The organism is Streptomyces sp. NPDC048523, from assembly GCF_043199815.1.
Classification (GTDB): domain Bacteria; phylum Actinomycetota; class Actinomycetes; order Streptomycetales; family Streptomycetaceae; genus Streptomyces.
In genome coordinates this window covers 946,421-962,230 of record NZ_JBICWQ010000001.1, presented here as the reverse complement: position 1 = coordinate 962,230, position 15,810 = coordinate 946,421, and the positions used below count along the sequence as shown (strand labels likewise).

At 71.3% G+C, this 15,810-nt stretch carries 12 protein-coding genes; 8 read left to right on the top strand and 4 right to left on the bottom strand.

The features are described from left to right. Positions 1-8: 8 nt before the first annotated feature. From ACGFWE_RS04385 to ACGFWE_RS04375, 3 genes are all read right to left on the bottom strand, one after another. Positions 9-1,031: a TolB-like translocation protein gene (locus tag ACGFWE_RS04385; protein ID WP_352380500.1), complete on the bottom strand. Its 1,023-nt coding sequence runs from the start codon at positions 1,029-1,031 to the stop codon at positions 9-11. Positions 1,032-1,287: 256 nt separating this feature from the next. Continuing rightward, positions 1,288-2,706: an MFS transporter gene (locus ACGFWE_RS04380; protein ID WP_352380498.1), complete on the bottom strand. Its 1,419-nt coding sequence runs from the start codon at positions 2,704-2,706 to the stop codon at positions 1,288-1,290. Between the two features lie 25 nt (positions 2,707-2,731). After that, complete coding sequence (locus tag ACGFWE_RS04375) at positions 2,732-3,583, bottom strand: glycosyltransferase (RefSeq protein WP_393597769.1); 852 nt, start codon at positions 3,581-3,583, stop codon at positions 2,732-2,734. 249 nt (positions 3,584-3,832) lie between these two features. Between ACGFWE_RS04375 and ACGFWE_RS04370 the strand changes: the two genes are divergently transcribed. The 8 genes from ACGFWE_RS04370 to ACGFWE_RS04335 all read left to right on the top strand — a co-directional run bounded on the left by ACGFWE_RS04370 (position 3,833) and on the right by ACGFWE_RS04335 (position 15,111). Continuing rightward, entirely contained in the window at positions 3,833-5,272 is a 1,440-nt protein-coding gene (locus tag ACGFWE_RS04370) for a sugar transferase (RefSeq protein WP_352380494.1), read from the top strand. Positions 5,273-5,295: 23 nt separating this feature from the next. After that, positions 5,296-6,351, top strand: a complete 1,056-nt coding sequence (locus ACGFWE_RS04365) for a Gfo/Idh/MocA family protein (protein ID WP_393597767.1) — start codon at positions 5,296-5,298, stop codon at positions 6,349-6,351. A gap of 31 nt (positions 6,352-6,382) precedes the next feature. Beyond that, positions 6,383-7,381: an NAD-dependent epimerase/dehydratase family protein gene (locus ACGFWE_RS04360; protein WP_352380490.1), complete on the top strand. Its 999-nt coding sequence runs from the start codon at positions 6,383-6,385 to the stop codon at positions 7,379-7,381. After that, positions 7,378-8,517 (top strand): DegT/DnrJ/EryC1/StrS family aminotransferase, encoded by a 1,140-nt coding sequence (locus ACGFWE_RS04355; protein ID WP_393597765.1) that lies wholly within the window; start codon positions 7,378-7,380, stop codon positions 8,515-8,517. Before ACGFWE_RS04360 ends, ACGFWE_RS04355 begins: the two co-directional genes overlap by 4 nt. Continuing rightward, positions 8,514-9,203, top strand: a complete 690-nt coding sequence (locus ACGFWE_RS04350; protein ID WP_393597763.1) for an acetyltransferase — start codon at positions 8,514-8,516, stop codon at positions 9,201-9,203. The genes ACGFWE_RS04355 and ACGFWE_RS04350 overlap by 4 nt, the downstream gene beginning before the upstream one ends. Then, a complete protein-coding gene (locus ACGFWE_RS04345) occupies positions 9,200-10,318 on the top strand; it encodes a DegT/DnrJ/EryC1/StrS family aminotransferase (protein ID WP_393597761.1) in 1,119 nt (372 codons plus the stop codon). The genes ACGFWE_RS04350 and ACGFWE_RS04345 overlap by 4 nt, the downstream gene beginning before the upstream one ends. 234 nt (positions 10,319-10,552) lie before the next feature. After that, positions 10,553-13,990, top strand: coding sequence for a DUF4082 domain-containing protein (locus tag ACGFWE_RS04340; protein WP_352380483.1), 3,438 nt, complete (start codon positions 10,553-10,555; stop codon positions 13,988-13,990). 74 nt (positions 13,991-14,064) lie between these two features. After that, positions 14,065-15,111 (top strand): glycosyltransferase family 2 protein, encoded by a 1,047-nt coding sequence (locus ACGFWE_RS04335; protein WP_393597759.1) that lies wholly within the window; start codon positions 14,065-14,067, stop codon positions 15,109-15,111. 17 nt (positions 15,112-15,128) lie between these two features. On the opposite strand, the gene ACGFWE_RS04330 is transcribed toward ACGFWE_RS04335, so the two are convergent. Beyond that, on the bottom strand, positions 15,129-15,791 hold the full coding sequence (locus ACGFWE_RS04330) for a hypothetical protein (RefSeq protein WP_393597757.1): 663 nt from the start codon (positions 15,789-15,791) through the stop codon (positions 15,129-15,131). Between the last annotated feature and the right edge of the window lie 19 nt (positions 15,792-15,810).

Below are 15,810 nucleotides of genomic sequence, written 5' to 3'. Positions count from 1 at the left end.
GCGATCTGCTACAGGGGTGCCGGGGAGGACGCGCCCGCGATCAGCAGACGCGGCGTGCCCGTGCCGTTCGCCGGGACGCTCCACAGGTCGCTGGTACCGACCTTGCCCTCGGCGGGCAGGGCGTAGGCGACGGTCCTGTTGTCGAGCCAGGTGGCCTGGTCGTCGACGCTGTGGCGTTCGGCGAGCGGGGTCTGCTTGAGGGTGCGCAGGTCCAGGACGTACTCGTGCCACAGGTCGGTACGGGACAGCACCCGCTTCTTGAAGGCCACCCGGGTTCCGTCGGGGGAGAGCGAGGGGCACTCCACGTTCTCGACCAGAGTGGTGACCTCGCGGGCGGACAGCGAACCCCGCACCAGGTAGGTCTTGTTGGCGGAGTTGAGGGTGGCGTAGAAGGTGTCGTCGTCCGAAGCGAAGGTGACGCCCCAGAAGTTGACGTCCGCGGCCCGGTAGGACCTGCCGTCCAGGGTGATGGCGAAGGACTCCAGGCTGGGCGTCAGTTTCATGGTCCGGGTGTCCAGGACCGAGGTCCGGGTGGAGAAGAAGGCCGACGCGTACGACTCGCCGGAGACGAAGACGGTCCAGGCGACGAAGCGTCCGCTGGGGGAGACCCGGGCCCGGCTGGGGGTGCCCGCGAGCGCGTAGGTGTGGCGGGTGCGCAGGTCGGCGTCCAGGAGCAGGGCGCGGTTGCTCTGCTTGAGGACGCCGGGGTTGGACTGGAGGCAGATACCGGTACCGGCGGCCGCGTAGAAGCGCGCGCACTTGAGGTCCGAGGCGGTGCGTCCGGCCTTCGGATCGGCGGACGGGACCGAGGCGACCGCGGTGCGGTGCGGGCCCGCGGCCGCGTTGATGAAGGTCAGGCGGTTCTTCTGGTCGAGCGTCAGCTTGCCCGTGCCGACGGCGGGGCCGCCCGACCGGGGCCGGTTCGCCCGGTCCGCGCGGTCGGCGGCGTGCAGCACCAGGCCCGTGCCCACGCCCGCGAGCAGCAGGACCGCCGTGAGCAGAACGAGCAGGCGGCGGCGTAGCGGTGTCATGTGGTTCCTCGATGTGGCGGTGGTGGTCGTCGGGGCTCCCTCGGTGGCCCGGGGGCTCGGAGGCGAACGGGGCGCGGCATGTCCCGGAGCTTCTCTCGGGCGTCGGGCCTGTCGGTCCCGGTGGTCGCGCGGGAGGACTGGAGCCGCCGTACGGTCCGCTCCGGCATGCGGGCGCGCAGGCCGGCCGGCGCTCGGCCGGGGAGCCCGTGTGGCGGTGGTGGTCGTCGGGGCCCCTGGACCGTCGGGGCCCTGGTGGTCATCGGTTGCCGCCCGTCGGGCGCAGCACCCTGCTCGCGACGGCCGCGCAGCACAGCAGGCCGACCGCCGACGCGGCCAGCGCCGGGCCGTCCCCCCACACCGTCCAGGCCGCGCCGAAGGCCAGCGAGCAGCAGAACCGGGCCAGTGCCTGGCTGGTGCCGACGATGGCGAGGCCGCTGGCGCGCAGCTTGGCGGGCACGATGTCCGCGAGGGCGGCCGGGAGTACGCCGTCGGTGGCCGCGTAGAACACCCCGTGCAGGGCGAGCACGAGGAAGGGCAGCGCCGGTGTGGCCGGCGCCCACAGCAGGAGGGCGTAACCCGTCAGCAGTGCTCCGTGCCCCGCGAGGAACACGGTGTACCGCCCGACCCGGTCGGCCAGCGCCCCGACGGGCACGGCCAGCAGCAGGAACACGACGGCGGTGCCCAGCGGGAGCAGCGTGAACCACTGTTCGGCGATGCCCGCGCGGCGTTGCAGGAGCAGGTAGACGAAGGCGTCGCTGACGGTGGTCAGACCGAGGAGTGCGGCGCAGCCGGCGAGGGCGCGCAGCCGGGGCAGCCGCAGGAGCGCGAGCGCTTCACGGACGCGGACCGGGGGCCTGTCGTCGCCGGCACCGGGCTCGTCCGCGCCGGTGACCTGCCGCCCGACGGGTGCGACCAGGTCCGTGCCGGGCGCCTGGTCGGTCGGCGCGTCGTGCCGTGCGCCGGGCACGAACGCCTGCGGGGCATCGCCCGGGTTCTGCCGCCCTGTGGGTGACGGCTCCGTGCCGGCCGTCGGCCCTCCCTGCCGACGTCCCGGCACGAACAGCACCAGGACGACCACGCCGAGCACCGCCACACACGCGCTCACGCCGAACACCGCGTCGTAACCGTCGGCCGCCGCGCTCAGGATGAGGAAGGCGGCGAGCGGGCCGAGCATCGCGCCCGTGGTGTCCATCGCCCGGTGCACGCCGAAGGCCCGGCCCTGTTTCCCGGACGATGTGGACAAGGAGATCATCGCGTCGCGCGGGGCGGTGCGCAGGCCCTTGCCGGTGCGGTCCAGGGCGAGGACCGTGCCGAGCGCGCCGATGCTGCTCACGAGCAGGAGCAGCGGCTTGCACAGCGCGGACAGGCCGTACCCCAGGCCGGCGAGGAGTTTGTGGTTGCGAATGCGGTCGGCGAGGTGGCCGCCGGTCAGCTGGACCAGCGCGCTGACACCGTTGTAGACGCCGTCGAGGGTGCCGAAGGCCAGCGGGCTGAAGCCGAGCGTGCTGACGAGGTAGAGCGGCAGGACCGCGGTGACCATCTCCGAGGAGATGTCGGTGATCAGGCTGACCGTGCCCAGCACGAGCACGACCGGGGCAACCCCGGGCCGCAGACCGCGTCTTCGGCCCTGTCCGGTGTCCGCCTCCGCGGGCGCGGAGCGGTCGGTGAGGTACATGTCGGTACTCCGGATCTGGTGCGCTTCAGTGCTGTCTGCTGCTCTCGTCCCGCAGCCAGGTGCCGAAGTCCTGGGCCCGGATGGCCTTCGCGGCCCCGCGCCGGGCGACGACCGCCGCCGCGAGGAAGACTACGACACCCGTCAGCAGCCTCGGTTCGGCGCGGACCAGGGCGATCAGGTCCGCCTTGCTCGTGCGCGCCGAGACCTCTTCCGGGCGCTGGTGCTGCTGTTCGACCTGGGCCGTGGACACCGCCGCCCGGATCCGCCGTTTGATCAGATCCGGCCATGTTCGCGGCGGCTGGACCACGACCCGCGCCCCGTCGACCACGAGCCGCTCCTCGGGCGTGAAGGCCAGGGAAGCGGCCAGGTCGTCGGCCATCAGCGGCGGCAGGGCCGCGATCCGGGCGTGCCCCGCCTTGGAGACCGCGATGACGCCCCGGCCGAACAGCCCTTCACGGACCGCGGGCAGCCGCTGCCACACCCGGTAGTAGGCGCGCACCCGCCAGGCACAGCCGGCCAGCGGAATCCGCCGCTCCGGCGCGGTGGCGAGGATGCCCGAGGTGTCGTCGTCGAGGGGCGCGGTCAACGCCCGTACATCGGCGCCGCCGAGCACGACGTCGGCGTCCACGTAGAGGCGGGGGAAGTCGCGCGCGTGGTCGTCACCCACCCGCAGAGCGGCGTGTTTGGACGGCATGGGGATCTCGACCACCCGCACGCGCGGACCGCGGGCGGCCGCGGTCCGCGCGGTGTCGTCCGTGCAGCCGTTGCACACGACCACGATGTCTGTCTCGTCCTCCGAGGAATCGGCCAGAAGTGAGTCGAGGAGCCGGCCGATGACTTGCGCCTCGTTGTGGGCCGGGATCACGATGCTCGTCACCTGGGCAGTATGCAGTCGATGTCACTATTGCGATGTGTGTTTCGTCCAACTGTTCCCGTGACTGCGTTCGGTGGTCTAGATTGAGGGCCGCCGAACCGGTTTGGGTGGGGAACGTGAGGCGCTAGCCGACATGTATGGGGACATGCGGCGGTTGGGGAACCGCTGAGGCTTCCTTTGTTTTTCAGCTGCCGCTGTGTTGGGGACACATCGGTGTTCGGTCAGGGGTAACCGTGCACGTGTGGGGGGCGCATGACCATTGAGGTCACGCATGAGCAATTGCTTGTGGAACACAGGACTCCGCAAGGTCGCCGAAGACCTTGGGAGCAGAGATACCGGATCGTCCTGCTGGTCGCGGACAGCCTCGCGGCTGTTGCCGCGGCCTTCGTGATCCACGCGGTGTACGGCCGCTGGGCGGTGGCCCTGGTGCTGCCTCCGACGTGGATCGTGGCCATGGTGGCCCACCGCTCCTACGACCGCAGCGCCCTGGGACTGGGCTCCGAGGAGTACCGACGGGTGCTCCGAGGCGCCGTCGCCCTGCCGGCGCTCGCCGCGGTCGCGCACTGGTCGTTCACCCACGATGCGGGCCTTCTTCATGACATGATCATGGCCGCGTTGCCCGCCGGTCTCCTCGCCGTGCTGGTCCGGTACACGCTCCGGCGCCGACTGCACCGCAGGTGGGCGCGGGACCGGGGCCGCAGCGCCACGCTCCTGGTGGGGCCGGCGCACGGCATCGCGGAGCTGGTCGCCGTGCTGCGACGCGACGGTGTCCAGGAACTCCGGGCCGCGGGCGTGTGCCTGAGCGATCCGGAGAACGCTTCGGCGGTCCGCAAGCTGGGGCTGCCGGTCCTCGGTGGTGTGGACACCATGGACGACGTCATCCGGGCCATGGGCATCGGCACCCTGGTGGTGCTGCCCGCGCCCGAGTTCGACGCCTCCGTCCTGCGCCGGATGTCCTGGACCGCGGCCGCGCGGGGCGTGGACTTCCTGCTGGCTCCCGTCCTGGCCGACGTGTCCGCGGCACGGCTCGCGGTACGGCCCACCAACGGGGTTCCGCTGGTGCGCGTCCAGGCGCCGAACCTCTCCCGGACCTCCCGGCTGCCGAAGGAACTGCTGGATCGTTCCTTCGCCGCCGGCCTGCTGCTTCTGCTCGCCCTGCCCATGCTGCTCGTCGCCCTGATCGTCCGCCTGGACAGCTCGGGACCGGCACTCTTCCGGCAGCAGCGGGTGGGCCGGTACGGCGACCACTTCACCATGTTCAAGTTCCGCACCATGCGCCCCGACTCGGAGGCCCTGCGCGCGGAACTGGAGCACCTCAACGAGAACAGCGACGGTCTGCTGTTCAAGGTGAAGGGGGACCCGAGGATCACCCGGGTCGGCTCGTTCCTGCGCCGCAGCTCCCTCGACGAACTGCCGCAACTGATCAACGTGGTCAAGGGCGACATGTCGCTCGTCGGCCCGCGCCCGCCCCTGCCCGAGGAGGTGGAGGAGTATCCGGCGGAGGTCAGACGCCGGCTGCTCGTGAAGCCCGGCCTCACCGGGCTGTGGCAGGTCAGCGGCCGCTCGGACCTCCCCTGGGAGGAAGCGGTCCGGCTCGATCTCGCATATGTGGACAACTGGTCGACCAGCCTCGACCTGTCCATCCTGGCGCGCACCACGACAGCGGTGGTGCGCGGAACGGGGGCCTACTGATGGACCGAAGGAAGAGGGACCACGTGACGCAGAGCAGCGAGCCGTTGGGGGTGGCGGTCGTCGGGGCCGGCTACTGGGGACCCAACCTTGTCCGCAACTTCCAGGCGAGCGAGCAGTTCCGGCTGCGTTCGCTGGTCGACCTCGACGTGGACCGGGCCCGGCGGGTCCTGGGCGGCTACTCGACCGTCGAGGCCACCTCGGACTACGCGGCCGTCCTCGCCGATCCCGAGGTGGCCGCCGTCGCCGTGGCCACGCCCGCCGGCACCCACCTCGACATCGCCCTGGCCGCCCTGCGCGCCGGCAAGCACGTCCTCGTGGAGAAGCCGCTCGCGGCGACTTACGCCGACGGGATGCGGCTGGTCGCCGAGGCCGAGGAGCGCGGGCTGACCCTGATGTGCGACCACACCTACTGCTACACGCCCGCCGTGGGCCGCATCAGGGACCTGGTCCACTCCGGCGAGCTCGGCGAGGTCCACTTCGTCGACTCGGTCCGCATCAACCTCGGGCTGGTCCAGAAGGACATCGACGTGCTGTGGGACCTGGCCCCGCACGACCTGTCGATCCTGGACTTCATCCTCCCCGAGGGCGTCGAGCCGGTCGCCGTCGCCGCCCACGGGGCCGACCCGATCGGCGCCGGACAGGCCTGCATCGCCTATCTGACGCTCACGCTCAGCACCGGGGCCATCGCCCACGTGCACGTCAACTGGCTGTCGCCGACGAAGGTGCGCACCACCATGGTGGGCGGCTCCAAGCGCACCCTCCTCTGGGACGACCTCAACCCGCTGCAGCGGGTGTCCGTCTACGACCGCGGTGTGGACATGGCCGCACCGCAGGAGATCGGCGCCGACGAGCGCCGGGACATGCTCATCTCGTACCGCTCGGGAGACATGGTCGCGCCCGCGATCGGCGAGAAGGAAGCGCTGCGCAGCATGGTCGACGAGTTCGCCGACTCGATCAGGACGGGCCGGGCGCCGCTGACCGACGGCCGGGCGGGCCTGAGGGTGCTGGACATCCTCGAAGCGGCCTCCCGGAGCCTGCAGTTCAAGGGCGCGGTCGTCGGCCTGCGCGCCGGGCGTTGACAGATCCCCATCACCTGAGAGGCAACCGCAGTTGAGCACCGTACGTGGCAAGAAGATCCTGGTCACCGGGGGAGCCGGCACCATCGGCTCCAACCTGGTCGACCTGCTGGCCGAGGGCGGCGCCCGCGAGATCGTCGTCCTCGACAACTTCGTGCGCGGGCGCCGGGCCAACCTCGAAAAGGCCCTGCCCAGCGGTGTGGTGGAGGTCGTCGAGGGTGACGTCCGGGACGTCGACACCGTCAAGAAGGTCACCGAGGGCGCCGACCTGGTGTTCCACCTCGCCGCGATCCGCATCACCCAGTGCGCGGAGGAGCCGAGGCTCGCCAACGAGGTCCTCGTCGACGGCACCTTCAACGTGCTGGAGGCGGCGGCCGCGGCCGGTGTCGGCAAGGTGATCGCCTCCTCCTCGGCGTCCGTCTACGGCATGGCCGAGGTCTTCCCGACGACCGAGCGCCACCACGCCTACAACAACGACACGTTCTACGGCGCCGCCAAGGCCTTCAACGAGGGCATGCTGCGCAGCTTCCACGCCATGTACGGGCTCGATTACGTCGCCCTGCGTTACTTCAACGTCTACGGCCCCCGGATGGACATCCACGGCCTGTACACCGAGGTGCTCATCCGCTGGATGGAGCGCATCGAGTCGGGCGAGCCGCCGCTGATCCTCGGCGACGGCACGCAGACCATGGACTTCGTCGACGTCCGCGACATCGCCAGGGCCAACATCCTGGCCGCCGAGTCGGACGTCACCGACGAGGTGTTCAACATCGCCAGCGGCAGCGAGACCTCGCTGCGCGAGCTCGCCGACGGGCTGCTGGAGGCGATGGGCGCCGAGGGGCTGGAACCGGTGCACGGTCCCGCCCGGTCGGTGAACTCGGTGGTGCGCCGGCTCGCGGACACCACCCAGGCCGCCGAACGGCTCGGGTTCACCGCCGAGATCGACCTGCGCACGGGCCTGAGGGACCTGGTCCAGTGGTGGCGCGCGGAGCGCTCCGCCAAGCAGGAGGCCAAGCAGGGGGCCGCCGAGTGAGCACCGACCGCATCCCCGTGATGATCCCCTGGCTCGGTGAGGAGGAGGCCCGCGCGGCCTCCGACGCCGTGCTCTCGGGATGGGTCGCCCAGGGCCCCCGGGTCGCCGCCTTCGAGCGGGCCTTCGCCGAGCGGGTGGGCGCCGAGCACGCCGTCGCGGTCAGCTCCTGCACCACCGCGCTGCACCTCTCGCTGGTCGCCCTCGGTATCGGGCCCGGCGACGAAGTCGTGGTGCCCTCGCTGTCGTTCATCGCCACCGCCAACGCCGTACGGTACGTCGGCGCCGAGCCGGTGTTCGCCGACGTCGACCCCGTCACCGGCAACCTGACCCCGGCCACCGTGGAGCAGGTCCGCACCGCCCGCACCGAGGCCGTCCTCGCCGTCCACCAGGGCGGCGTACCGGCCGACGTGCACGCCCTGCGCGCGGCCTGCGCCGACTGGGACCTGCCGCTGGTCGAGGACGCGGCCTGCGCCATCGGCTCGACCGTCGGCGGCAAGCCCGTCGGGCACGGCGCGCTGCTCGCCGCCTGGTCCTTCCACCCCCGCAAGCTCGTCACCACCGGCGAGGGCGGGATGGTCACCACCGACGACGCGGAGTGGGCGACCCGGCTGCGCCGGCTGCGCGAGCACGGCATGAACGCCTCGGCGGCCCAGCGCCACGCGAGCAACAAGCCGATGCTGGAAAGCTATCTGGAAGTCGGCTTCAACTACCGGATGACCGACGTGCAGGCCGCGATCGGCCTGGTCCAGCTCGGCAAGCTCGACGCGATGATCGCCCGCCGCCGCGAACTGGCCGCCCGCTACGACGTGTTGCTGCACGACGTCCCCGGCCTCACCCCCGTGTGCGACCCCGCGCACGGGCAGAGCAACTTCCAGTCCTACTGGGTGCTGCTCGCCGAGGACTTCCCCGTGGGCCGCGACGACCTGCTCGAAGCGCTCGCCGACGCCGGTGTCTCCGCCCGGCGCGGGATCATGGCCGCGCACCTCGAACCGGCCTACGCGGACCACCCGAGCGTGCCGCTGCCGGTCACCGAGCGGATCAGCCGCGACTCGCTGATTCTGCCGCTGTTCCACACGATGACCGAGGCCCAGCAGGACCGGGTCGTCGCGGCACTGCGCGCACAGGCCCGCGGATGACCGGACTCGTGATCGTCGGCGCGGGCGGCTTCGCCCGGGAGACCGCCCAGGCGGTGGCGGACACGGGCGCCTTCGAGCTGCTCGGACACCTCGACGACAACGCGGACCTGCACGGCACCGATGTCGCCGGCGTGCCCGTCCTCGGCGGCTGCGAGCTGGTCCACGAACTGCCTGAGGCGCGGGTGGTGATCTGCGTGGGCAACCCGCGCGACTACGCGGCCCGCGCCCGGCTGGTCCGGCGGCTCGCACTGCCCGAGGAGCGCTACGCCACCGTGGTCCACCCGAGCGCGGTGGTCTCGGCGGACTCCGGGATCGGCCCCGGCTCGGTCCTGCTCGCGCACTGCGTCCTGACCGCCGCCGTACGGGTGGGCGCCCATGTGGCAGTGATGCCGCAGGTGGTCCTCACCCATGACGACGTGGTCGAGGACTACGCGACACTCACCTCCGGGGTCCGCCTGGGCGGGGGAGTGCGGCTGGAGCGCGGCGCCTACGTGGGCTCCGGCGCCCTGGTCAGGGAGGGCGCGACCGTGGGCGCCTGGTCGCAGATCGGCATGGGCAGTGCCGTACTCGACGACGTACCGCCGGGTGAGGTCTGGGTGGGGAGCCCGGCCCGACGGCTGCGCGCGGCGGGCACGCCCGCGCTGGACGAACTCGCAACACCGACAGTGGGGGGACCACTGACATGAACCAGATTCCGCTCGTGGACCTCAAGGCGGCCCACGAAGAAGTCGCCGACGAGGTCCGGGCCGGTTTCGACCGGGTACTGGCGAACACCGCGTTCATCGGCGGCGACGAGGTCCGCCAGTTCGAGCGCGAGTACGCCGAGTTCGGCGGGGTCGCGCACTGCGTGGGGGTCGCCAACGGCACCGACGCCGTGGAACTCGCCCTGCGCGCGAGCGGGGTGGGGCCCGGCGACGAGGTCGTCGTGCCCGCCAACACCTTCATCGCCACCGCGGGGGCCGTGGCCCGGATCGGCGCCCGCCCGGTCCTCGCCGACTGCCTGCCGGACAGCCATCTCCTCGACCCGCAGGCCGCCCTGGAGGCCGTCGGACCGGCGACCCGCGCGGTCGTACCGGTCCACCTGTACGGACAGATGGCCGAGGTGACCGGCCTGGCCGCCCGGCTGCCCGAGCGGGTACGGGTCGTGGAGGACGCCGCCCAGTGCCAGGGCGCCACCCGCGACGGCCGCTCGCCCGGCAGCGGCACCGTCGCGGCCACCAGCTTCTACCCGGGCAAGAACCTCGGCGCCTACGGCGACGCCGGTGCGGTGCTGACCGACGACGAGGAACTCACCGGCCTGGTACGGGCGATCGCCAACCACGGCGGTGTCGCCAAGTACCGCCATGACGTCCCCGGCTTCAACAGCCGCCTGGACGGACTCCAGGCCGTCGTCCTGCGGGCCAAGCTCAAGCGGCTGGCGGACGGCAACGCGGCCCGCCGGGCCGCCGCCGCCCGCTACGACGAACTGCTCGCCGACCTCGCGGCCGCCGGCCGGGTCGTCCTCCCGGTGACGGCCCCCGGCAACGTCCACGTCTGGCACCTTTACGTCCTCCAGGTCGCCGGAGCCGACCGCGACGACCTCGTCGGCAAGCTCAACGCCGAGGGCATCGGCGCCGGGGTGCACTATCCCGCCCCCGTCCACCTCACCCCGGCCTACCGCCATCTCGGCCACGAGCGGGGCGACTTCCCGAACGCCGAGAAGGCCGCGGAGCGGATCCTCTCGCTCCCGCTGTACCCCCAGATCACCCCCGACCAGCAGCAGCAGGTCGTGGCCGCGCTCGCCGAAGCGCTCCGAGGCTGATCGGTCCCCTCACCACACGCCTCACCCCCGACTTTCAGGGTCGGTCCTGCACAGCACCGCTGAGAGGTACACATGAACAGATGGAGCAGACGGTTCCGGGGCGGGCGCCTCGCCGTCATAGCCGCTTTGGTATGGGCTGTGCTCCCGCAGGCGGGGTCCGCCCAGGCGGCTTCCGATCCCTGCGGTACGGGCTCGAACCCTGTCGTATGCGAGAACTCCAAGGCGGGCAGCCCCATGTCCGACTGGTACTCGCCCAACGCCTACGGTGACATCAAGGGGTTCTCCACCAAGGAGAGCGTCCAGGCCGGTGACAACGTCCAGTTCAAGGTCCAGTCACCGGTCTCGTACCGGGTGGAGATCTACCGCCTCGGCTGGTACGGCGGCGACGGGGCGCGGCTGATCTCGACCACGGCCCAGGCGGCGACGACCTACCCGGCCAACTACACGACGAAGCCGGCCAACTGCACCACCAAGGCCGCCACCGGCCTGGTCGACTGCGGCAACTGGCCCGTGACCGTGAACTGGACGGTGCCCGGCGACGCCGTCTCCGGCCTGTACATCGCGAACCTCACGCAGACCGACGGCGACGGCCTGATGCCGTACCCGTTCGTCGTCCGCAAGGACTCCAGCACCTCCGACGTCGTCGTGCAGACCAGTGACCAGACCTGGCAGGCGTACAACGACTACGGCGGCCAGGACCTCTACGGCGGCACGGGCCCGGCGCCCGACGGCCGTGCCTACGAGGTCAGCTACAATCGGCCGCTGGACATCGGCGGCGACAACGGCATCTACGGCTCCGAGTTCATGATGCTGTCCTGGCTGGAGCGCAACGGCTACGACGTCAGCTATCTGTCCGGCGTGGACGTGTCCACCAACGGCGCCACCCTGCTGAAGAAGCACAAGGTGTACCTGTCCTCGGGCCATGACGAGTACTGGACGCAGAGCCAGTACTCCAACGTCCTGGCGGCCCGGAAGGCAGGCGTCAGGCAGGCCTTCTTCAGCGGCAACGAGGTGTTCTGGAAGACCCGGCTCGCCCCGAGCATCGACGGCGCGAGCACGGCCAACCGCACCATGGTCTGCTACAAGATGACCAAGATGGCGCAGAACAACGGCATCGCGGATCCCAGCGGCGAGTGGACCGGCACCTGGATGGACCCGGCCAGCACGAACTACGGTCAGAGCTACCAGCCGCCGAACATCCTCACCGGCTCCATGTTCACGGTGAACGGCTACCGCGCCGACGCCATCACGGTCCCCGGCTCGTACGGCAAGAACCGGCTGTGGCGGGGCACCTCCATCGCCAACCTCACGGCGAGCCAAACGGCCACCTTCCCGACCGGCACGCTCGGCTACGAGTGGGACAGCGACATCTCCAACAGCACCAGACCGGCCGGCGCGATCGACCTGTCGTCCACCACGGTGGACATCAACGACGGGAAGTACCGCCTCGACTGGGGCAACATGTACGGCAACGGCACCGCCACGCACAACCTCGTCGAGTTCCGCGACCAGGACTCCGGAGCCCTGGTGTTCGGGGCCGGAACCGTGCAGTGGTCGTGGGGCCTGACCAACCTGCCGACGTACGACCCGGCGGACACGGTGGTCACCGAGGACGCCCGCATGCAGCAGGCGACCGTGAACATCCTCGCCGACATGGGCGTCCAGCCGCTCACCCGGCAGAGCAACCTCGTCGCCGCCACGGCCACCACCGACACCACCGGCCCGGCCGTCACCGTCACCAGCCCGGCCTCCGGGGCCACGGTCCCGGCGCTGAAGCCGGTCACCGTCAAGGGCACCGCCTCCGACTCCGGCGGCGTCGTCGCCCGCGTCGAGGTGTCCACCGACGGCGGATCGACCTGGAACGCCGCCACCGGCCTCACCTCGTGGAGCTACACCTGGACCCCGACGACCCCGGGTGCGGCGTCGATCAAGGTCCGCGCGGTGGACGACAGCGTCAACATCGGCGCCACCACCACCCTCGCACTGACCGTCGGCCCCCAGGCCTGCCCCTGCACCATCTGGCCGGCCTCCGCCGTTCCCGGCACCGTCAACGCGGGTGACGGCAGCTCCCTGGAGCTCGGCGTCAAGATCCGTACCACGGTGGCCGGTTCGATCACCGGTGTCCGCTTCTACAAGTCGCCCGCCAACACCGGCACCCACACCGGCAGCCTGTGGAGCGCCTCCGGCACCCGCCTGGCCACCGGCACCTTCACCAGCGAGACGGCCTCCGGCTGGCAGCAGCTGAACTTCTCCACCCCGGTGACCGTCAAGGCCAACACCACCTACGTCGCCTCGTACTTCGCCCCCAACGGCGGATACTCCTACGACGGCGGCTACTTCTCCGACAAGGCCGCAGGCCTCGCCCCGCTCACCGGACTCCAGTCCGGCACCGACGGCGGCAACGGCGTCTACCGCTACAGCTCCACCAGTGCCTTCCCGTCCTCGGCGTCCTCCGGCAGCAACTACTGGGTCGACGTGGTGCTGGACACCTCGACGGCCAGCACGACCCCGCCGGCGGTCACCTCCACCTCGCCGACGTCCGGCGCGACCGGTACGTCGATCACGGCACCGGTGTCGGCCGTCTTCGACCACGCCATCGACGCCGACAGCCTGACGTTCACCGTGAAGGACCCGGACGGCAACACCGTGCCGGGCACCAAGACGCTTCCCGCGTCGAACAAGGCGACCTTCACCCCGTCGACCGAGCTGTCGCTGCACACCACGTACACCGCGTCCGTCCAGGCCTCCGACCTGTGGGGCAACGCCATGGCGGACCCGGTCACGTGGAGCTTCACCACCAGTTCCCAGCCGCCGGCGGTCACCTGCCCCTGCACGCTGTGGAACTCCTCCGCCACCCCGGCCACGGCCGCGGTGACCGGTGACGGCAACTCGGTGGAGCTGGGCACCCGGTTCACGTCCTCGGCGAACGGCTGGATCACCGGCGTCACGTTCTACAAGGGCGCGACCAACACGGGCACCCACACCGGCAGCCTGTGGTCCGACGACGGCACGCTGCTCGCCACCGGCACCTTCACCACCGAGTCGGCCTCCGGCTGGCAGACGTTGACCTTCGCCACCCCGGTGGCCGTCACCGCCGACACCGCCTACGTCGCCTCCTACCACGCGCCCAACGGCAACTACGCGGTGGACGGCGGCTACTTCTCGGCGGCCCACCAGTCCTATCCGCTCACGGCCACGGCCGACACCAGCGCCCACCACAACGGGCTCTACCGGTACGGCAGTTCGGCGGCCTTCCCGAACGGCTCCTACGGATCCGCGAACTACTGGGTCGGCCCGGTCTTCACCGCCGACAACCCGAGCGCGTCCCTGGCGACGGCCAACGCCTCGGAGGTGACGGCGTCCTCGCTGGCGCACACCGCCGACACGACGAGCCCGCTCGTCACCACCCTGCCCGCCTCGGCCAAGCTGTCGTCCGTCAAGGCGACCGTGACCGTCCTGAGCGGCTCCAAGGCCGCCAAGAAGCTCCATGTCACGGCCGTCACCTCCTACAACAGGGCCACCCACAAGGTGTCCGTCCACCTGTCGTCGCCCCTCCCGGACGGCACCCGGTTCAAGGTCGGCGTCAAGGCCCTGGACAAGAAGGGACACACGGTGAAGTCCAAGACCTGGACCCTGACCAGCAAGACGACCGTCCGCAAGAAGAAGAACTGACCGACCAGAACCCACCGGTGGTGGTCCGCGCCGAGTCCGGCGCGGACCGTCACCGGGGATTGGCTTCCCCACAGATGAGCACCGTCAGTGTTGTCATCCCCTGCTACAAGTACGGCCATTTCCTGGCCGACTGTGTGAGCAGCGTCCTGGACGAGCAGGACGGCGTCGACGTCCGGGTGCTCATCATCGACGACGCCTCGCCCGACGACTCGGCGGAGGTGGCGCAGAAACTGGCCGCCTCCGACCCGCGGATCGAGGTCCACGTCCACGAGACCAACAAGGGCCACATCGCCACGTACAACGAAGGCCTGCTGGAGTGGGCCGACGGCGACTACGTGGCCCTGCTCTCCGCCGACGACCGGCTGGTCCCGGGCGCGCTGGTGCGGGCCGCGGCCCTCCTGGACGCCCACCCCGAGGCCGGCTTCGCCTACGGACGGCCGCTGCGCTTCCAGCACGGCGGTCCGTTGCCCGAGGCCCGTACCCGGAGCACCGGTTCGGTCGTCTACCCCGGCCACTGGTGGCTCGACCGGCGTTTCCGTGAGGGCACCGGCTGCATCACCTCGCCGGAGGTCGTCGTGCGTACGAGCCTCCAGCGCAAGGTCGGCGGCTACGATCCGGCACTGCCCCACGCCGGCGACATCGAGATGTGGATGCGGCTCGCCGCGCACGCCGACGTCGGCTACGTCCGCGGCGCCGACCAGGCGTTCTACCGCGTCCACGGCAAGAACATGTCCACCGTCGACTTCGGCGGCCAGCTCGACGACCTGCGCCAGCGGCTCGTGGCCTTCGACTCGGTGCTCACCAAGTGCGCCGACCGGCTGTCCGACGCCGACCGCCTGGCCGACCAGGTCCACACCCGGCTCGCCCGCTTCGCGCTGCGCCGCGCCTACCGCGCATACGACCGGGGACGTACGGCAGTCGTCCCGGTCGAGGAGTGCGTCGCGTTCGCCGAGGAGTGCCTGCCCGGCTACCGGAGCCTGCCCGAGTACCGCGCGCTGCGGCTCAGACGGCGGATCGGGCCGAAGGCCATGCCCTGGCTCCAGCCGCTGGTGTGGTCGGCCGTGGCCGAGCGGGGGCGGGAGTGGCTGTGGTGGGAGTCCTGGAAGCGCCGCGGAATCTGATGAACGACCCGTTCCCCTCAGCTCACCACGGGCACCGGATCGGTGCGACGGCGGCGCCCCGGAGCGTCCGTGCGGCGGCTCAGCAGAAGCCGGTCGAGCCACAACGCGCCGACGATCCCGCCCGCCGCGCCCAGCAACGCCGTACCCGCGAGGCCCCGCATCCTGTCGCCCTGCACCTGGGCGGCGCTCGGGGAGGTCAGGACCGTCGCCGTGATCCGCGCCCCGGCGGGCACTCCCTGGGCCTTCTGCAGCGCGTCGACATGCCGGGTGTAGACGTCGATGATGCGGCTCACCGCCGTCACCGCGGCCTTCGCGCCGGACGCCTGCGACTGCACCTGCAAGGAGGGGATCAGATAGCGGGGCGTCGCGCTGGTGCCGCTGTTGCGGGGGACGAGATGGTAGGTGCCGTGCACGCCCGCCGCCTTCAGCTCCTTGGTCCCGGCGGGGGATTCCAGCTGCCGTACGACGCCGTAGGAGAGCACGGCGAGCGGCGGCTGGAGGTTGGTCAGCTGGTTGGGCTGGTTCTGGGTGACCGGCGGCTTGAGCACCACCACCGCGGAACCGACGTACTGGGGGGCGGGGCGCACCACGTGGTAGGCCCCGGCAGCCGTCAACAGCAGCGCCACCACCAGGACGTACCAGCGGCGGAGCAGGGCGTCGGCGACGTTCCCGGGCGACATGTGAGTTCCTTCCGTCGCC